This is a genomic window from uncultured Porticoccus sp. (assembly GCF_963975625.1).
Classification (GTDB): domain Bacteria; phylum Pseudomonadota; class Gammaproteobacteria; order Pseudomonadales; family Porticoccaceae; genus Porticoccus.
Map to the genome: position 1 here is coordinate 58,747 of NZ_CAXBHS010000002.1, position 17,948 is coordinate 76,694.

Below are 17,948 nucleotides of genomic sequence, written 5' to 3' on the forward strand. Positions count from 1 at the left end.
CAAAAAAGGCCGTCATGATCAGTCCATTCAGGCAATTTTTTCAGCATCTCTACGCACGTTGGTTGGGACACCGATTACCACCAGCCCGTCAGATAAAGCTGAATACCCGCAGTCTTTTTATTTTTCCCTCCAAAGCGGGATTTTCATTTCTGTTGCTGGTCGTACTTTGCTGGCTGGTAGCCACCAATTATGAAAATAATCTGGTATTTGGTATTACCTGCCTGCTGACCGCAATTTTTGTGGTGGCCATACTGCACAGCTTTGCGAATTTGTCTGGCCTCAATATCAGTTGTTCTCGAGTAAGCCCTGGCCATGCCGGACACCCGCTAACGATTGAACTGGTGCTTCAGCAATCGGGTAAACGTCTGCGCGAAAATCTTATCCTCGCGTTTGCCGGACACGAACTGGTTGCCATTGATATAGCGGCGACTGAAGAAACTCGGGTAAAGTTGGGCTTTGTCCCCGTCAACAGGGGGCTGATTGATCCCGGTCGGTTGTGTGTCGAAAGTCTCTATCCGTTGGGGCTGTTCAGGGTCTGGACACAGGTAGATCTGAATATCCGTTGCCTGGTCTATCCATCGCCACAGACAGTGCTGAATCGACGAACCACTTCCAGCCCGCTGGATGGAGACGAGGGGTTAATAGTACAGATTCTTGAGGGCGGTGAGGATTTTACCGGGCTGAGTGACTACCGTCCCGGTGACTCGCCGAAGCGCATAGCCTGGAAGCAGTTTGCCAGAGAGCAGGGGTTATATACGAAACATTATGGCTCTGCCCAGGACGAGCGGCTCTGGCTGGATTGGGATGCCTTTCCCGGACTCGATACCGAAGCAAGATTGTCGAGGCTCTGTGGCCTCCTGCTCAGTATTGTGCCATTGGACGTCCCCTATGGACTGAAGCTGCCTGGTTTGACCATTGCGCCAAATACCACGGATTCACATCGACTTCAGGTGCTTCGGGAGTTGGCCCTGTTTGGCCTGTCAGACCGGGGAGGGGAGCGGTGACATCGCCTGTCTGGAAAATTCACCGAAACGGCCTGTTCTGGCTGCTGGTGGCTTTTGCTGCCGTAATTGTTCTCCATGCAGATCATTTGCCCAGTTGGATATTGCTGGCAGCGTCGGTGGCCACAATATGGCGAATCCAGCTTTATCGGAGCGCCTGGCGCCCTCCCTCCCGGCTGATTAAAACGGGTCTGTTGGGACTCTGTCTGGCGGGGCTGGTGGTAGAGTACGGCAGTCCGGTTGGACTTGAGCCTATGGTGGCACTGCTGGTTTCGGCTTACCTTTTAAAGTTGCTTGAAATGCACCACCGTCGCGATGCCTATCTGGTAGTTTTCCTGGCCTTTTTTATCACTGCACTGGATGCATTGTTTGATCAATCTATCGGTAATACCCTCTATATCATCGGTTGTCTGTCACTGGTTCTGGCAGCATTGCTCGGTTTGCATAGCACTGACGCTGACGGCGGAGGACAACTGCGTCCGTTAGGTAAGGCGATGGCCATTATGGCGCAGGCGCTGCCGCTCATGTTGCTGTTATTTATCTTTATGCCAAGACTCGGTGCACTGTGGTCGGTGCCAATGCAACAGCAAAGTGCCAAAACAGGTGTCACTGATACAATGTCTCCCGGTGACTTCAGCCGGTTGGGCCGTTCCGGTGAGTTGGCTTTCCGGGTGAGCTTTGAAGGCGCGATCCCCGCCCAGCAAAATCTCTACTGGCGGGGACTGGTGCTTGCCGAGTTCGACGGACGCACCTGGTCCAGGTCTCCGCTTTCCCGTTTTCAGGACAGCGGCCTTGTCCAATGGTATGGCGATCCCCCCAAAAGTTGGGATCAGCTCATTGAACGCAAGGGTGAGCCCCTGGCATTCAGTGTGGTAATCGAACCCACTCAGCAGCGTTGGCTCTATGCCCTCGATACACCGAAACCTGACAGTGAGGGTGTTGGTCTGACCAGGGATTATCGCCTGATTTCTGCCTACCCCCTGCGGAGTAAAAAACAGTATCGGGTCAACAGTTGGCCTGAGCATCGTCTCGAACCTCAAGGGCTGCCCCCTCAGCACCGGACAGTCTATCTACAGCTTCCTGAAGAATTTAACCCCCGCACCCGGGAGCTGGCCAGTCGCTGGCGCAAGATGGTCAGCGATGATCTTGAACTGGTATCGAGGGTGTTGACGCTATACAACAGTGAGTTCGTCTACACGTTACAACCGCCAATACTGGGCAAACATTCTGTGGACGAGTTTCTGTTCGATAGTCAGCGGGGTTTCTGCGAGCATTTTGCCGGCAGTTTCGTTTTTTTTATGCGAGCTGCCGGCATCCCCGCAAGGGTAGTTGCCGGTTATCAGGGCGGTGAGCGCCACCCCGACGACTACCTGGTCGTACGTCAATATGATGCCCATGCCTGGGCAGAAATCTGGCTGGAGGACAGGGGTTGGATCAGAGTTGATCCGACCGCCGTCGTTGCCCCTCAACGTATCGAGCAGGATTTGCAGTCGGTGTTGGGTAGCGAGACAGATTTTTTAGCGGACTCACCGGTTTCGCTGGTGCGCTTTCGCCATATTGGCTGGCTGAATCAACTGCGTTTGCAGATCGAGTCTCTCAATTACAACTGGGCCCTGTGGGTGCTGGGTTACGACCAGATACAGACCGCTTTTCTGCGCAACCTGCTGGGCGACAACTCGCTCTGGCGAATCGCACTGGCCCTGACTGGGGTAGGTGGCAGTTTGCTGCTATTACTGGGTTTCTGGCTGCTGTTGCCGCGTCGTCGCGAGCGATCCCGTGATCTATTGGACAGGGAGTTTCTCCGGCTATGCCAAAAACTCGAAAAAGCCGGTTTTCCCAGGCAGGTGGGTGAAGGGCCAAGGGATTATGCACAGCGCGTTGCTGAATCCAGACCCGAATTGGCCAGAGAACTGGTCGAAGTGACCCGGATGTATGAAGCCATGCGCTATGCTGGCGAAACACCTGACGCACGAACCCTCGCCAGGACAATTCGTAGTCTGCGCATTAATCGTTCAGGGTAGCGCTGTTATTTGGTCAGCATATTGCGGGCCCCCTTAACGAAGGAAGTCGCCTTGTCTTCCTGTTCGTATTCGGCGGCGGGCTGGTTGATCCCCCGTTGAAAAGCGGGCCGTTCGTCCAGCCGTTCAACCCATTGTTGCAAGTGGGGAAAGGGTTTGATGTCAATCCCGGACCAGTCGTAAATTCGTACCCAGGCCCAATTGGCGATATCGGCGATACTCAGCTCATTAGTGAGAAACTGCCTGCCTTTCAGATGGCCGTCCAAAACGCCAAAAAGACGTTTTACCTCGTTTTGATAACGATCGATTGCCGGTTGATAGGTTTCATTCCAGTAACGGTACCAGACGTTGGCCTGGCCCATCATCGGGCCGATACCACCCATCTGGAACATCAGCCACTGCAACGTGCGGGAGTGTTCCTTTGGATCGCTCGATAGCAACTGTCCGGTTTTCTCCGCCAGGTAGATCAATATGGCGCCCGACTCAAAAACTGTAAAATTGTCATTGGCGCGATCTACAATAGTGGGGATTCTGCCATTGGGGTTGAGTGCAAGGTACCAGGGCTGCTTTTGTTCATTATTGCTCAGGCTGAGCACGTGCATGTCATAGGGCAGATCCAGTTCTTCAAGTGCGATACTGACTTTGTGGCCATTGGGTGTGGCAGCAGTGTAGAGTTCAATCATGGGTAATGTGCTCCTGATCCAAGTCAGCAGAGATTAGGACAGTAGATTCATGGTGGCAAGCGCAACACAGGAGCCGAGATATGTTTGGTTATTCCCATAAAGCACAAATGGTCAGTCCCGAGCAGGCACTGCCTGGCCGCGCTGAGCCACTGATAGTTAACAGCCGGCATCTGGCTACAGGCCATCCGCTCAAGGCACCTTTTCCCGATGGCATGCAACAGATCATCTTCGGTATGGGCTGTTTCTGGGGAGCTGAGCGTCTCTTCTGGACGCAACCCGGTGTGTACAGCACGGCAGTGGGCTATGCCGGTGGTTACACCGAGAACCCTACCTATGAAGAGGTCTGTTCGGGGCTAACCGGCCACACCGAAGTGGTTCTGGTGGTTTTTGATCCGGATGTGATTCGTCTGACAACACTGCTCGAGCTGTTCTGGACATCCCACGATCCCACACAGGGGATGCGTCAGGGCAATGACAGGGGAACCCAGTACCGTTCGGCCATTTATTGCTTCGATGAAGGCCAGTACCAGTTGGCGGACAAATCACGTGAAGCATTTCAGCGCGAATTGGAAAAGCGTGATTTCCCTCCGATCACCACAGAAATCACTTTGTCCTGCCCGTTTTATTATGCGGAGGACTATCATCAGCAATATTTGGCGAAGAACCCGGGGGGTTATTGTGGTCTCAGGGGAACGGGTGTGTCATTCCGGCTCGATCAGCCGGAATGATCGCAGAGAACTCAGCTACTGAACGACTTGATATCACCCGGCTTGCGCAGCATCTTGTCAACTTCTGCCGCGTGCATTTCTTCTTCTGCTATTTTTTGCCGGGCATATTCTTCGAGCATGACGGAATTGTCTTTGACGAGCGCCAGTAGTTCGTAATACAGGGCTTTCGCCAGTGCCTCCTGCTCCATTGATTCCCGAAGAATGTCGCCGATGTCATGTCGATGGGTTTCAAGCAGTGGCCCGATAGCCAGTGACGGGTGACCACCCAGCGCGGTGATCATTTCTCCCGCTGCCTGAGCGTGGACAAGACTGTTGTCGGCTTCCTCCCTCAGCCAGCTCACGATGGGAATGCGGTTGTAGCCATAAACCATCAGCGCATAGTGGTTGTAACGAACCACACCAGCGAGCTCGAATTCCATAATTTTATTGAGTAACTCAATAATCTGATCCTGGTTTTTCATTGGCAATCCTCGTTTTCATAAACTTTGGTAATCACAGTTTTCATAAAGCATAGATGATGGGCCACTGTGCGGCCAGTATTCCTCTTACCCGTCAGAGACTTTCCCGGTTAGAAAAAGGCATCCAGTAGTATCACCACACCGCAGATTGGCATGAGGGTGAGCGTATAGACTCGAAAACGATGCTCATCAACCCTTTTCAGGTGGTGCCGGGCACACCATACACCCACGGCACCACCCAAACCAATCACCAGGCCATAACCTGCAATTTCCAGGGTCATAGCGCCAAAGCCGGTGTAGGCCAGGAGTTTGGTCAGTTGCAGGGCAAGCGAGTTGATGGCTTTTGTGGCAATAAGCTGTTCTTTCTGCAGGCCGTAGTTCAGCAAAAAGGGGTTTTGCACCGGCCCGGTTCCACCCACCAGTGCGGACAGGAAGGCAACGCTGAGTCCCAGCGGAAAGAACCACTGACGTCGCATCACAAAAGAGCGACTGGATTTGCCAAAACGGTACTGAAACACCGTCGAGATCAAAAACAACGCCAACGCTATTTGTATCCAGAAAACCGGAATCTGGCTAAAGGTCCAGGCGCCGAGAATCGCTCCACACAGGCTACCGGGAAGCATCCAGCGACATACCTGCCAATCGACGCTATCCCTGAACAGCCAGGCGCGGGAAGGATTCGCCAGAAAGGCACCCAGGCTGATGGCCGGTGCCACTGTTTGCGGGCCGAGCAGCAGTGCCACCAGAGGGATCATCAACATGGCTGCGCCACCTGCGGCAACGGTGCTGATAAACCATGCTGCGAGTCCTGCAATAAACAGAATTGATGCAATGATCATGAATGGGATGACGTCTCGATAATTGACTCCGGATAACTGCACCAGTCGCTCCAGCTACCCGGATAGAGTTTTGCGGACTCGACCCCGATCATCGCCAGTGACAACAAATCGACACAGGCCGTTACTCCGGAGCCACAATAAACTACTGGCGATGGCGGCAATACCAGTTTCTGCCAGACAAGACGCTGCTGTTCGATCGGTAGCATCCTGTTCTCCACATCGACAAATTGCTGCCAGGGCACATTGATTGCGCCGGGTATATGACCGGCGACTGGATCGATGGGCTCCTCTTCACCGCGATAGCGGGGGATTTCTCTGGCATCGATCAGTACAGATGCGTTATCCCTGCCGGATTGTTTGATATCGGGGTAGGTCGCGGTCATGGCGGCATTTTCAATGGCGAGAAAATCACCCGTTACAGCAGTTTGCGGGATGGTTGTAGCCACAGGCAATCCGACGGCCAGCCATGCCTTGATGCCCCCGTCGAGAATGCACACCTGCGAGTGACCAAAATAACGCAACAGCCACCACAGGCGAGCGGCACCTGCCAGTCGGTTGTCATCATAGGCAATCACTAGTGAATCGCTGTTTACACCGGATGCGCGCATGCGATTCGTGAACGTTTCCGGATCCGGTAGCGGGTGTCGACCACCGTGTAGCCCCCTAGGACCAGATAAATCTTTTTCCATATCCAGATGAACAGCGCCGGGAATGTGGCCCCGTTGATAGACACTCAGTCCCTCACCGGGATCCGTCAGCGAAAACCGGCAATCAAAAATGATCACCTTGTCGCCAGGTTGCTGGTGAAGTTGTTCCACACCGATAAGCCAACGTTTCATCCATTGTCTCCGCATAGGTGATATTTCACATTATCATAGTGCCAAATATCCGATGGATTTACGGGTATTTATTTGCATCATCCACAGTCTGCCCCTAACCTTGCCAGCCCCTATCAGGAACAACGGACTTGCCATGCTGAGATTGATTTTTCCGATCTGTGCGTTGCTGGCCAGTATTGCACTATTGCTGGTGGGCAGTGGCTTGCTCAATACCCTGCTGGCCCTGCGCGGCACAATTGAAGGCTATTCAGATAGTATGCTGGGCGTCATCATGTCCGGCTATTTTTTCGGCTTTTTTGTCGGCACCCACCTGGCATTGCCCTTGATCAATCGCATTGGTCATATTCGTACGTTTGCCTTTTGTGCGGCATTTACTGCCTGCTTTTCCCTCTTGCATGTACTGTTTCTGAATCCCTACATCTGGCTGCTGTTGAGAATCATGACAGGTGCCAGTCTGGTCATTCTCTATACCGTGATTGAGAGCTGGTTGAATGGTCAGACATCCCCGGAGAACAGGGGCCGTGTCTTTGCCATTTATATGATGGTGACACTGACTGCCCTGGCGCTGGCGCAACAATTTCTCCACCTGGCTTCGCCAACCGCTTTTACGCTGTTTGCCGTGACTGCCATTCTGATTTGCGTCAGTGTGACGGCAATCACCTGGACGCGGATGGCACAGCCGGTATTCTCCGACGCCCCGAAAATGAAGCTGAAAAGGTTGTGGGGGTTGGCACCGGTAGCGTTGATGGCCGCGGTGTTTTCTGGACTCTCCATGGGTGCTTTCTGGGGTATGGGTGCGCTCTATGCCGGTCGTGTGGGTCTCGATAATAGTGGTATTGCCACCTTCATCAGCTGCGTGATTATCGGTGGTGCTATTTTTCAATACCCACTGGGTCGTTATTCTGACCGCCATGACCGTCGCCGGGTGCTGGCATTTGCCAGCGCCCTGGCTGCCAGTGCTGCACTGTTGATGTCCTTTTTTTCCAATATGATGGGGCTGTTTCTGGCCGCTTCAGTCCTTTACGGCGGGATGGCATTTTTCATCTATCCAGTGGCAGTAGCACATCTGGTGGATCATCTGGATCACGACGATATTTTGCCCGGTGGCAGCACCCTGTTGTTGATTCACGGGATTGGTGCTGCGTTTGGGCCGGCGTTGGCTGGGCAGCTCATGGATTCCCTCGGTCCCCATGCGCTGCCGGTATTTTTTGCGATGATACAGATGTTGTTGGCGCTATATACAGTCATCAAACTTCGCGAGGTGCAAGTGGAGGTACTGGAAAATGCCGGACAGTTTGTTGCCATGGTTCGCACCACGCCCTCGGCATTGGAGATGATGCCCGACGAGCCTGTTGAGGCTGAACCCAATACAGAGACTGATCACTCGAGGTGATATTCACGGTTGTTGTGCGATGGCATAAGCAGCCCGTCAGGCGGGTGGTTGAGTACCCTGGAAAAATGGATCAGGTGAGCTAATGGTTGTTCTATGGATGATGGGCGCGCTGCTGTCACTGTCTCTGATGGCGGTGGGGGCACGGGAGCTATCCGGTAGTGTCGATACATTCCAGACCCTGTTTATTCGCAGTGTGATTGGTCTGGCGATCATTTCTGTGATTATTTACCGGGTTGGTGGCAAGAAGCACTTCATCACACAGCGGCCAAAACTCCACATTGTAAGAAACCTGTTTCACTTTGGTGGCCAGTATGGCTGGTTTCTGGGTATTGGTCTGTTGCCGCTGGCCCAGGTATTTGCGTTGGAGTTCACAGTGCCCTTTTGGGTGGCCATTATTGCGGCTGTGTTTCTGGGCGAGCAGCTGACGGCGAGGCGCATGCTGGCAGTGGCATTGGGGGTCACCGGTGTGGTGGTTATTCTCAAGCCGGGCATTGAGATGCTTGAGCTGGCCTCACTGGTCGTGTTGGCTTCGGCGCTCAGCTTTTCATGTGCGTATGTGGCCACCAAATCGTTGTCTCGAAGCGAACATCCATTGACGGTCTTGTTCTATATGTGTCTGGTGCAAATGCCGGTCAGCCTGATCCTGGCTTTGCCCAATTGGAGCCTGCCGCGTGATCCCGAGCAATGGTGGTGGCTTTTTATTGTCGGTGTGACGGCGCTGACGGCCCACTTCTGCATCACCACAGCCATGAAAACATCGGATGCGGGTATCGTCGTGACACTGGACTTTTTGCGTTTACCGTTAATCGGATTAGTGGGTATTCTGTTTTATCGCGAGGCTTTTGATATGGTGCTGTTGTTGGGGGCGGGTTTGATGCTTGCGGGCAATCTGATCAATATTTACCGGCCCAGAAAGCAACGGGCGCTGTTGGTTGATACCGTGGCTGCCGATAAAGAATAATGATACTTAAATAGTAATTGTTAACCAGTGAGAGAGCGCATGACTAAAATGATGGGTGGTACCCGCCTCAGTGCATTGATTCTGGGCGTTGCAATGATCGCCGGGTTGGTCTCACTGGGTTACCTGCTGGGCAATGCACTTATTCAAATCAAGGAATACGAACGAAGCGTCAATGTTAAGGGGCTATCCGAGCGGGAATACCCTGCAGATGTGGTTATCTGGCCGATAGTGTTTGCTGAGGCGAGCAATGATCTGGAGCAGCTTTATATCTCAATCGAGGACAGTACCGACAAAATCCGCCAGTTCCTGCTGGATAGTGGGTTGGAGACCAGCGAGGTCAGTGTCTCTCTGCCGGCAATTACCGATAAGTCAGCCCGGGAATATGACAGTGGTGCCCGCGCTGAATTCCGGTTCACTGCCAACCAGACGGTGACTATTTATTCCTCCCGGGTGGATCAGGTCAGGTCTCTGATGGCCTCTCTTTCTGAGTTGGGAAAGCAGGGTATCGTATTTACCGGGGGGAACTATCAGAGCCGCCCCGAGTTTCTTTTTACCCGGTTAAACGAGGTGAAACCGGCGATGATCGAGGAGGCGACCCGTGAGGCACGCCAGGTGGCGGAAAAATTTGCAGAAGATTCACAGAGCAAGCTGGGCAAAATCAAGCGTGCGTCACAGGGACAGTTCAGTATCTCGCCAAGAGATACCAATAATCCTCACATCATGAAAGTCAGGGTGGTATCGACAATAGAGTACTATCTATCGGACTGATTTTTGCTATTTAAGTCTGTGCTGTTGTCGGTGTTGGTATTGCGGAGAGCAGTTTGCGGCTGTAGACGTGCTGCGGGTTGACGAACAGCGACTCGGTTTCTGCCATTTCCACCAGCTCGCCACGGTGCATCACGGCGATACGGTCTGCGATATAGCGCACTACGGACAGATCGTGGGAAATAAACAGCATGGTCAGGTTGTGCTTCTCCACCAGCGCCAGAATCAAGGCCAGTATTTGCGCCTGAATCGTCACGTCCAGCGCCGAAACCGGTTCATCGGCGATAATCAATTCCGGTTTGGTGGCAATGGCCCGGCCAATCGCGATGCGCTGCCGTTGGCCCCCTGAAAACTCGTGGGGATATTTGCGAATCGCCGTTCTGGCCAGTCCCACATCGTCCATCAGTGCCAATACCTGTGCTGTGACGGTTTTTCGGGTTGCCAGGCCGTGGTAGAGCAGCGGTTCTGCGAGGCAGTCAAAGACGGTCATGCGAGGGTTGAGGGATGCGTAGGGGTCCTGAAAAATCATCTGCATCCGGCGGCGCAGTGGAGTCATTCGTTTCTGCCGGAGGCCTACCAGATCCGTGCCATCAAATATCACACTGCCACGGGTCACCGGCACCAACTGCAATATGGATCTGCCCAGTGTTGATTTGCCGGATCCGGACTCACCCACCAGCCCGAGAATCTCACCGCGCTGAATAGTCAGTGATACCTCATTTACAGCTTTTTTGTCCGCTTTCTGTCGGCTGAGCCAGCCTCCGCTGTTATCCGCGAAGCAGGTGGTCAAGCGGTCAATCTGCAGCAATGGTTGATCGCTGGGCTGAGGCGGATGGGATTTGCTGCCCGACGGAATCGATGCCAGTAATGTCCTGGTATAGTCTGAACGGGGTTTCTGGAAAATATCATTGACCGGCCCTGTCTCAACGATTCTGCCTTCCTTCATCACGGCCACCCGGTCTGCCAGGCCGGCCACAACGGCGAGGTCGTGGCTGATAAAAATGACGGCGATATTGCGCCGTTTTTGCAGTGCCTTGATTAGGGAGAGGATCTGAGCCTGTATGGTCACATCGAGTGCGGTGGTCGGCTCATCACAGATCAGCAGTTTTGGTTCGGCAATCATCGCCATGGCGATCATTACCCGTTGGCGCATCCCACCCGAGAACTCGTGCGGGTAGCTGTGAATGCGTGTTTCCGGGTCAGCAATACCGACTTCGTCGAGCATCTTTACAGCGCGTTTCAGGGCCTGCTGACGGTTCAGGTTTCGATGGTATAAAAGTGGTTCAATCAACTGTTCGCCCACGGTCAGGTAGGGGTTTAGCGATGTCATGGGATCCTGGAAAATGATTCCGATTTCGTTGCCTCTGATCCGGCGCAGAATGTCCGGTTGCATGCTCAACAAGTCCCGGCCTTCAAAGAGCGCAGTCCCCGACTCAATTTTTCCCGGCGGTTGGGGTATCAAGTTCAACAGGCTGTAACAGGCCACTGATTTGCCTGATCCGGATTCACCGACGATGGCCAGTATTTCCCCTTGATCCACGGAAAAACTGATGCCGTCCACCGCTCTCATTTGCCCAGCACGGGTATGAAAGTGAACAGCCAGATTTTCAATACTTAGAAGCGTCATATATTTAATAATCAATAAGTTAATAATTTATTGTGATAAATCACTTAAATAATAAGCTGGCCCGACTAATCTTTTGATGCCCTGGGGTCCAGTGCATCCCGCAGGCCATCACCCAGGAAGTTGAGTGCGAACAGCGTGATGGATAATGCCAGCCCCGGGAAGATCAGCAGCCAGGGGTATTCCTCCATGCTCTCGACGCCGTGAGAAATCAGTAATCCCCAGGAGCTCTGGGGTGGTTGGATGCCCAGCCCGAGAAAACTCAGGAAGGCTTCCAGCAGCATGACATTGGGAATGGTCAGGGTGGTGTAGACAATGACCGGGCCCAGTGTATTCGGGATCAGGTGCCGGCGAATGATGATCCAGCGGGACAGGCCCATCGAGAAAGCCGCCTCAATAAATTCCTGATGGCGGAGATTCTGTACCTGTCCCCGGACTATGCGCGCCATGGTGAGCCATTCCACCGCACCAATCGCCAGGAACAGCAACAGAATATTGCGGCCGAATACCACCATGAGCAGCACGATGAAGATCATAAAGGGCAGGGCATAGAGAATATCCACCAGTCGCATCATTACGGCATCGACCCGCCCGCCGGCATAGCCTGCCACGGTGCCCCAGAGCACGCCGATCACCAGAGCCACGCCAGTGGCAACAAAACCCACCAGCAGCGAGACACGGCTCCCGTACATAATGCGGGTGAGCATATCCCGACCAAAAATGTCTGTGCCGAGCCAGTGTGCTGCCGAAGGCGGTGAGGCACCCAGTTGCAGGTCTTGCTGCTCATAGCCGTAGGGTGCAATCCAGGGTGTCAGCAATGCGATGACACAGAAAAACACCATGACACCCAGGCCAAACAGGGCCATGTGATTTTTGCACAAGCGTATCCAGCCATCACGCCAGAGCGATGAGCCTTGTTCCTGAGTCAAGGTGGCTGAATGGGGATTTTCCATCAGCGGGACCTGCTCAGTTGGTGACGCATTTTTGGATTGATCCATACAGCAATAATGTCGGCGAGCAAATTAAACAGGACGATCAGCGTCGCGAAAAAGACCGTTGTGCCGAGAATCATGGTGTAGTCACGGTTGAAGGCCGCCTGCACATAAAACCGACCGAGGCCGGGGATCTGGAAGATGGTTTCCACCACAAAGGAACCGCTCAGCAGTCCCGCGAACGCCGGTCCGAGAAAGGCCACCACGGGTATCAGTCCGCCGCGCAGGGCGTGTTTCAGTACCACTACCCGTTCCGGCAGGCCTTTGGCCCGGGCGGTGCGAATATAGTCCTGGGACATCACTTCCAGCATGCCGCCGCGACTCAGTCTTGCGATGTAGGCGGCGTAACCGGTACCCAGGGTGATCGCCGGCAACACCTTGTCGCCGGCAAGCTCACCCCAGCCGGATACCGGCAGCCACTCCAGCCAGATACCGAACACCAGCACCAGCAATGGCCCCATCAGAAAAGAGGGCATACAGATACCCAACATGGCCGCCGACATGGGCAGGTAATCCTGGGGAGTATTGGGACGCAGCGCGGCTATCACGCCGGCACAGACACCGATCAGGATAGCCACCAGCATGGCATAAAATGCCAGTTCAGCAGTGATGGGCAGCCCCCCGGCAATCAATTCGTTGACACTTCGCCCCGGGTAGCGGAAGGAGGGGCCAAATTCACCTTGGGCCAGGTCCCCCAGGTAGCTCAGGTATTGTTGCCAGATTGGCTGGTCGAGCCGGTACTGGGCTTCAAGCGCCCTGACCACTTCCGGCGGCACAGCCTTTTCCGCACTGAACGGACCGCCCGGCGCACATCTCACCAACAGGAAGGTGACTGTAATAACCACCAGTAATACCGGAATGGCTTGTAATAACCGACTCAGAATAAAGCGCAGCATCAGTCTGGCAACTCTGCAGCCGACTTCTTATCGAGAGAAAGGTTATCGAGAGACAGGTTTTTGTACAGGGTATAGTCGAGGATATTCGGCTCAAGCCCTTTAACAGCAGGGTTTACCAGACTTTTACTGGTGTAGATGTGAATCGGGATAATCGGCATATCCTCTAGCAACAGCGCTTCGGCCTCCCGCATCAGACGATAGCGCTGTTCGCGGGTCTCCGCTCTGGGGGCTTCCTCCAGGATCAGCTGGTCGAAGCGGGCGCTGGACCAGCCGGTGCGGTTATTGCCGCCATCGGTTATCCACATATCGAGAAAGGTGTTGGGGTCCACGTAATCGCCAATCCAGCCGGCGCGGGCAATGCCATAGTTTCCACCGTTAACCGAGTTCAGAAACACCTTCCAGTCCTGGTTGTGGAGATTCACCTTGATGCCCAGCTCCTTGTACCACATTTGCTGTATGGCCACGGCAATTTTATGGTGCCCCTCTGAGGTATTGAACAGCAACTCGGTGACCGGAAAATCTTCTCCTCCGGGATAACCCGCCTCCGCCATCAGTGCCCGCGCCCGGTCGGGGTCATAGGTGAAGCCATCCGGGGCGGTGTAGCCCAGCGTATCCGGTGGCGTAAAAGTGTAGGCCGGCAGTTCATCGCCCTTCGTGACCTGCTGGACAATTGCGTCCCGGTCAATACTCATGGCCAGCGCCCGACGGACCCGTTTGTCGCTGAGGTGTGGCATTTCAGTATTGATGCGATAGAAATAATTGCCGAGATACGGATAGGTGTGCAGCAGTTCGGGATGCTCCCGCCGGTAGACCGCCAGTTTATCGATCGGCACGGTGGCGGTGCGGTGCAGTTGCCCGGAGCGAAACATCCGTTCCTCGGTAGTGATGTTTTCCGTGGGGTAGAAGTGGATGGCATTGAGCGACACGTTTTCAGCGTCCCAGTAATGGGGGTTCTTTTCCACAATAACCCGTTTGAAGAGTTGCCATTCGGTCAGGGAGAAAGGGCCATTGCCGACAAAATTGCCGGGGCGTGTCCAGAGGCTGCCCCGTTGGTCGGGCGGGCCAAATTTTTCAATGGTGGCGCGATGCAGTGGAAAGTAACTGTAATGGTCGAGCAATTGCAGGAAGTAGGGCGTTGGGTTGGCCAGCTCAACCTCCAGCGTATGGTCGTCGACAACATTGATACCCACGGCGGAAAAATCCGTCAACTCCTGCCTGAAATACGCTTCCGCATTTTTGATGGCAAACAGCATGTAGGCGTATTGATTGCCGAGCGCGGGCTGCAGTGCCCGCCACCAGGACCAGGCGAAATCCTGGGCCGTGACGGGATCGCCGTTGGACCAGCGTGCATCATCGCGCAGGTAAAACCGGTAGCGCATGCCATCGGCGCTGATCTCCCAACGGGTTGCTACGCCGGGAATCGGTTCCAGTGTTGAAGGGTCTTTCAGCACGAGCCCTTCAAGGAGGGCCGTGAGAATATTGTGCTCGGGAACCCCCGTGACAATATGCGGGTCCAGTTCCTGGGGGTCAGTGCCATTGCCCAGGTGGAGAATTCCCAGTCGGTTACCGCTGGCGGTGTTGCTCTCTCCCTGACCACAGGCCATTAGCAATAGGCTGAGCAGGATGCTGACAGAGGCCATTTTCAAAAGGGGCATAGATTGCTCAATAGCGTGATAGGAGACAGGCTATGTTAGGCAAGGACGGCATTGAGTGCCAGCCCCGATCATGGTTGAAATAGCGGTTGCGAAGGACCATAATGCCCACCCTTCGGGAGTTCTGTACAAGACTCCGATTCTTTATGGTGACCTCTGCCGGTCCCCTCGCAATGATCAGCTGTGAACCCCGCCAGGCCCGGAAGGGAGCAACGGTAGCAGTGACATCGTGTGCCGTGGTGCGGCTGGCAGGGGAAGCCACCAGTTTATTTTTAAATACCGTTTAATCAGAAAGCCCGGCGCAGACTCGCGAATAGGACCTGTTTTTTAGGAAAAATAAATCCCCGACCACTACCCGAGCACCTGGAGAAGCGACCATGCTCAGATTGTAGCCGGGGACCAGTCGTGTCATACGTGCTTTGCCCTGTTATCTATGCGGCATCGACGTTCAGGGTCTCGTTGATCAGTTTGTTAAGCTCCGGTATGCAGGAGCCACAGTTGGTACCGCAGTTAAGTTGTTCTCCCAGTGCTTTTGTGGAATTTGCCCCATCAACAATGGCTGCCAGGATCTGTTTTTCGCCGACCTCAAAGCAGGCGCATATCAATTTGCCCCGGTCGGGCTGGTTCATGTCGATCCCTGCCAGCAATTGCCACGGGGAGGACGTTATCTCCCGGCTGAGCAATCCCTGTAACCAGCTTGTTGCCGGCATCAGTGACAGACTGTGATGACTGAAGATGGCCATTTGTACCAATGCGCCTTCGTAGCAGATAAAACGCTCGTCCCTATGTTCGGTATCGGAGTATTGGGCGCAGTTGCCGGTATACCCCTGCTGTCTGATAAAGGCTTGCCAGTCAAAGCCCTCGGTGGCCGCAAACCGGTAACAATAGCCCTTGTTGTCTGTCAGTGGCGTCATTGACCAATCGATGAATTCATTGCATTCCAGGGGCTCCCTGCTGACCACCATTGCCCAAACCGGTGTGGCCACTTTTTTCATCGCAGCGGGGGTAAACTTGAATTCGGGCTGCCCGGACACCGGATCCGTCAATGGGGCAATCACTGAGCAAACGCGAGCCTGACGGGCGAACTGGTCATTCCAGTGAATCGGTACAAACAGCTGATTTTCCCCCATGCCTTCATCCAATATCACGCCAACCCGGACGGCCCCATGGGCGGTGCTTACTTCTGCCAGATCCCCATCGTGAAGTGCATTTGTACGGGCCGTTTCGGGGTGCACCAGGACAAACGGCGCATCGATATGATTGAGCAGGCGTTGGGCGCGGGCGGTGCGGGTCATGGTATGCCACTGGTCGCGGATTCTGCCCGTATTGAGCGCGTACGGGTAAGCCGCACTGAGCAATTGAACCGGCGGGCGGGGCGCAATGGCGATGAACCGAGCCTTTCCGGATGCTGTCACGAACCCGCCCTCACTGAACAGGCGCGCTGTTCCCGCAGGAGATTCTGTCGTAATGGGCCATTGGATGGGTGAGAGATCATTGTATTGTTGTTCAGACAGTTCGCTGAGGCCGCTGATGTTGAAAATGCGCTTGCCGTTGTTTCTGAAGCCACTCAGTGCCGCATGTTCAACAAACACATCCCGGGCGGATTGATAGGGAAACGCCTCCGAGAACCCCAGTCTTTGTGCGACCTGGGTCATGATCCACCAGTCGTCCTTTGCTTCACCCACGGGTTTTATCAGTGCTCGCTGTCTTGAGATGCGGCGCTCGGAGTTTGTGACGGTGCCGTTTTTCTCGCCCCAACCGGTGGCTGGCAGCAAAATATCGGCGGTGGCGGTCGTGTCTGTGGCTGCCACGCAGTCGGAGACAATCACGGTTTCACAGCGTTGCAGAGCCTCTCTGACACGATTGGCATCCGGCATGCTGACCACCGGATTGGTCGCCATAATCCAGATTGCCTTGATCCCGCCGTCGGCGACGGCATCAAACAGGTCCACTGCTTTCATGCCAGGCTGCTGACAGAGTTGGTCGGTAGCCCAAAAGTCGGCCACGGTTCGCAAGTCCCCGGGGTTGTAGTCCATATGGGCAGCCAGCTGGTTGGCCAGACCGCCCACTTCCCGTCCACCCATGGCATTGGGCTGACCGGTAATCGAGAACGGGCCTGCGCCGATCTTGCCGATTCTTCCGGTGGCAAGGTGGCAATTGATAATGGCATTGCCCTTGTCAGTGCCGGAGGAGGATTGGTTGATCCCCTGTGAGTAGAAGGTAATGGTTTTGTCCGTTTCGGAGAACCATTGGTAAAAGGTTTCCAGCACGTCCGTTTCAAGCCCGACCAGGCGGGCCGTTTCTGCAAAAGAGATGGCATTGGCGGCTTCCAGCGCTTCCAGATAGCCTTCGGTGTGCTGCGCTATATACTCAGAACGGCTGGCCCCCGTTTGCTGTAACCACGCCAGTAAACCGACAAATAAATAGCCATCGGCACCGGGGTTGATCGGCAAATGGAGGTCGGCGAGATCACAGCTGGCTGTGCGGCGCGGGTCGATAACCACCACCCGCATGGTGGGATTTCGTTTTTTGGCAGTGGCCATCCGGCGATAGAGTACCGGGTGGGTCCAGGCAGCGTTGGAGCCAACTAGAATCAGCAGATCGCAGTGATCCAGGTCTTCGTAACTGCAGGGCACCGCATCGGCACCAAAAGCCCGCTTGTAACTGGCAACGGCAGATGACATACAGAGCCGGGAATTGGTATCCACATTGCCAGTACCGATAAAGCCCTTGGCCAGCTTGTTGGCCACGTAGTAGTCCTCGGTGAGCAGTTGTCCGGACAGGTAGAAGGCGATGGCGCCGGGACCGTGCTGCTCACGAACCTCGTGCAGTCGCTTTGCCACTGTATCGAGGGCGGTATCCCAGTCGACCCGCTGACCGTTGACAGACGGGTAGAACAGCCGGCCGTGGTCGCCCATGGTTTCGTGGAGAGCTGAACCCTTTACGCAGAGAGCACCGTAGTTGGCGGGGTGGGTTTTGTCGCCGGACACGGCGATGATGCTGTCGTCCCGTAACTTTGCAGAAACGCCACAACCAACCCCGCAGTAGGGGCAGGTGGTTTCCAGGTTGGGGGTTGATGCACTCATGAAAATCTGCCGG

At 54.6% G+C, this 17,948-nt stretch carries 15 protein-coding genes and 1 other RNA gene; 7 read left to right on the forward strand and 9 right to left on the reverse strand.

What is annotated here, in order from left to right; genetic code table 11:
- Positions 1-14: 14 nt before the first annotated feature.
- Complete coding sequence (locus tag AACZ64_RS02930; protein WP_293615693.1) at positions 15-1,004, forward strand: DUF58 domain-containing protein; 990 nt, start codon at positions 15-17, stop codon at positions 1,002-1,004.
- Positions 1,001-3,022, forward strand: a complete 2,022-nt coding sequence (locus AACZ64_RS02935; protein WP_293615694.1) for a DUF3488 and transglutaminase-like domain-containing protein — start codon at positions 1,001-1,003, stop codon at positions 3,020-3,022. The genes AACZ64_RS02930 and AACZ64_RS02935 overlap by 4 nt, the downstream gene beginning before the upstream one ends.
- Before the next feature lie 5 nt (positions 3,023-3,027).
- On the opposite strand, the gene AACZ64_RS02940 is transcribed toward AACZ64_RS02935, so the two are convergent.
- Entirely contained in the window at positions 3,028-3,702 is a 675-nt protein-coding gene (locus tag AACZ64_RS02940; RefSeq protein ID WP_293615695.1) for a glutathione S-transferase N-terminal domain-containing protein, read from the reverse strand.
- Positions 3,703-3,782: 80 nt separating this feature from the next.
- On the opposite strand from AACZ64_RS02940, the gene msrA reads away from it, so the two are divergent.
- Positions 3,783-4,430: a peptide-methionine (S)-S-oxide reductase MsrA gene (msrA, locus tag AACZ64_RS02945; RefSeq protein ID WP_293615696.1), complete on the forward strand. Its 648-nt coding sequence runs from the start codon at positions 3,783-3,785 to the stop codon at positions 4,428-4,430.
- A gap of 11 nt (positions 4,431-4,441) precedes the next feature.
- Here msrA and AACZ64_RS02950 read toward each other — a convergent pair whose 3' ends face one another.
- The 3 genes from AACZ64_RS02950 to AACZ64_RS02960 form a co-directional block, all read right to left on the reverse strand.
- Positions 4,442-4,891: a ferritin-like domain-containing protein gene (locus AACZ64_RS02950; RefSeq protein ID WP_293615697.1), complete on the reverse strand. Its 450-nt coding sequence runs from the start codon at positions 4,889-4,891 to the stop codon at positions 4,442-4,444.
- Between the two features lie 107 nt (positions 4,892-4,998).
- Complete coding sequence (locus AACZ64_RS02955) at positions 4,999-5,727, reverse strand: sulfite exporter TauE/SafE family protein (protein WP_339639672.1); 729 nt, start codon at positions 5,725-5,727, stop codon at positions 4,999-5,001.
- Entirely contained in the window at positions 5,724-6,566 is an 843-nt protein-coding gene (locus AACZ64_RS02960) for a sulfurtransferase (RefSeq protein WP_339639673.1), read from the reverse strand. Before AACZ64_RS02960 ends, AACZ64_RS02955 begins: the two co-directional genes overlap by 4 nt.
- Before the next feature lie 133 nt (positions 6,567-6,699).
- On the opposite strand from AACZ64_RS02960, the gene AACZ64_RS02965 reads away from it, so the two are divergent.
- The 3 genes from AACZ64_RS02965 (at position 6,700) to AACZ64_RS02975 (ending at position 9,688) form a co-directional block, all read left to right on the forward strand.
- Entirely contained in the window at positions 6,700-7,959 is a 1,260-nt protein-coding gene (locus AACZ64_RS02965; RefSeq protein ID WP_293614975.1) for an MFS transporter, read from the forward strand.
- Between the two features lie 82 nt (positions 7,960-8,041).
- Positions 8,042-8,920, forward strand: a complete 879-nt coding sequence (locus AACZ64_RS02970) for a DMT family transporter (protein ID WP_293614976.1) — start codon at positions 8,042-8,044, stop codon at positions 8,918-8,920.
- Positions 8,921-8,959: 39 nt separating this feature from the next.
- The gene (locus AACZ64_RS02975; protein WP_293614977.1) at positions 8,960-9,688 is read left to right on the forward strand and encodes an SIMPL domain-containing protein; all 729 of its coding nucleotides are present in this window, start codon (positions 8,960-8,962) and stop codon (positions 9,686-9,688) included.
- Positions 9,689-9,698: 10 nt separating this feature from the next.
- Here AACZ64_RS02975 and AACZ64_RS02980 read toward each other — a convergent pair whose 3' ends face one another.
- The 4 genes from AACZ64_RS02980 to AACZ64_RS02995 all read right to left on the reverse strand — a co-directional run bounded on the left by AACZ64_RS02980 (position 9,699) and on the right by AACZ64_RS02995 (position 14,852).
- Positions 9,699-11,312 (reverse strand): ABC transporter ATP-binding protein, encoded by a 1,614-nt coding sequence (locus AACZ64_RS02980; RefSeq protein ID WP_293614978.1) that lies wholly within the window; start codon positions 11,310-11,312, stop codon positions 9,699-9,701.
- Positions 11,313-11,377: 65 nt separating this feature from the next.
- Positions 11,378-12,262, reverse strand: a complete 885-nt coding sequence (locus AACZ64_RS02985) for an ABC transporter permease (protein WP_293614979.1) — start codon at positions 12,260-12,262, stop codon at positions 11,378-11,380.
- On the reverse strand, positions 12,262-13,197 hold the full coding sequence (locus AACZ64_RS02990) for an ABC transporter permease subunit (protein WP_293614980.1): 936 nt from the start codon (positions 13,195-13,197) through the stop codon (positions 12,262-12,264). The genes AACZ64_RS02985 and AACZ64_RS02990 overlap by 1 nt, the downstream gene beginning before the upstream one ends.
- On the reverse strand, positions 13,197-14,852 hold the full coding sequence (locus tag AACZ64_RS02995; RefSeq protein ID WP_293614981.1) for a peptide ABC transporter substrate-binding protein: 1,656 nt from the start codon (positions 14,850-14,852) through the stop codon (positions 13,197-13,199). The genes AACZ64_RS02990 and AACZ64_RS02995 overlap by 1 nt, the downstream gene beginning before the upstream one ends.
- 154 nt (positions 14,853-15,006) lie before the next feature.
- Between AACZ64_RS02995 and ffs the strand changes: the two genes are divergently transcribed.
- An RNA gene (gene ffs / locus AACZ64_RS03000) (signal recognition particle sRNA small type) lies at positions 15,007-15,103 on the forward strand.
- A 177-nt stretch (positions 15,104-15,280) separates the two neighbouring features.
- On the opposite strand, the gene AACZ64_RS03005 is transcribed toward ffs, so the two are convergent.
- Positions 15,281-17,935, reverse strand: coding sequence for a nitrate reductase (locus AACZ64_RS03005; protein WP_293614982.1), 2,655 nt, complete (start codon positions 17,933-17,935; stop codon positions 15,281-15,283).
- Positions 17,936-17,948: the final 13 nt, after the last annotated feature.

Excerpts from the sequence above, each read along its gene's own strand:
- AACZ64_RS02970 (WP_293614976.1), top strand. The coding sequence starts at position 8,042 with ATGGTTGTTCTATGGATGATGGGCGCGCTGCTGTCACTGTCTCTGATG.
- AACZ64_RS03005 (WP_293614982.1), bottom strand. The coding sequence starts at position 17,935 with ATGAGTGCATCAACCCCCAACCTGGAAACCACCTGCCCCTACTGCGGG.
- AACZ64_RS02995 (WP_293614981.1), bottom strand. The coding sequence starts at position 14,852 with ATGCCCCTTTTGAAAATGGCCTCTGTCAGCATCCTGCTCAGCCTATTG.
- AACZ64_RS02930 (WP_293615693.1), top strand. The coding sequence starts at position 15 with ATGATCAGTCCATTCAGGCAATTTTTTCAGCATCTCTACGCACGTTGG.
- msrA (WP_293615696.1), top strand. The coding sequence starts at position 3,783 with ATGTTTGGTTATTCCCATAAAGCACAAATGGTCAGTCCCGAGCAGGCA.
- AACZ64_RS02965 (WP_293614975.1), top strand. The coding sequence starts at position 6,700 with ATGCTGAGATTGATTTTTCCGATCTGTGCGTTGCTGGCCAGTATTGCA.
- AACZ64_RS02940 (WP_293615695.1), bottom strand. The coding sequence starts at position 3,702 with ATGATTGAACTCTACACTGCTGCCACACCCAATGGCCACAAAGTCAGT.
- AACZ64_RS02980 (WP_293614978.1), bottom strand. The coding sequence starts at position 11,312 with ATGACGCTTCTAAGTATTGAAAATCTGGCTGTTCACTTTCATACCCGT.
- AACZ64_RS02950 (WP_293615697.1), bottom strand. The coding sequence starts at position 4,891 with ATGAAAAACCAGGATCAGATTATTGAGTTACTCAATAAAATTATGGAA.
- AACZ64_RS02975 (WP_293614977.1), top strand. The coding sequence starts at position 8,960 with ATGACTAAAATGATGGGTGGTACCCGCCTCAGTGCATTGATTCTGGGC.
- AACZ64_RS02960 (WP_339639673.1), bottom strand. The coding sequence starts at position 6,566 with ATGAAACGTTGGCTTATCGGTGTGGAACAACTTCACCAGCAACCTGGC.
- AACZ64_RS02985 (WP_293614979.1), bottom strand. The coding sequence starts at position 12,262 with ATGGAAAATCCCCATTCAGCCACCTTGACTCAGGAACAAGGCTCATCG.
- AACZ64_RS02990 (WP_293614980.1), bottom strand. The coding sequence starts at position 13,197 with ATGCTGCGCTTTATTCTGAGTCGGTTATTACAAGCCATTCCGGTATTA.
- AACZ64_RS02955 (WP_339639672.1), bottom strand. The coding sequence starts at position 5,727 with ATGATCATTGCATCAATTCTGTTTATTGCAGGACTCGCAGCATGGTTT.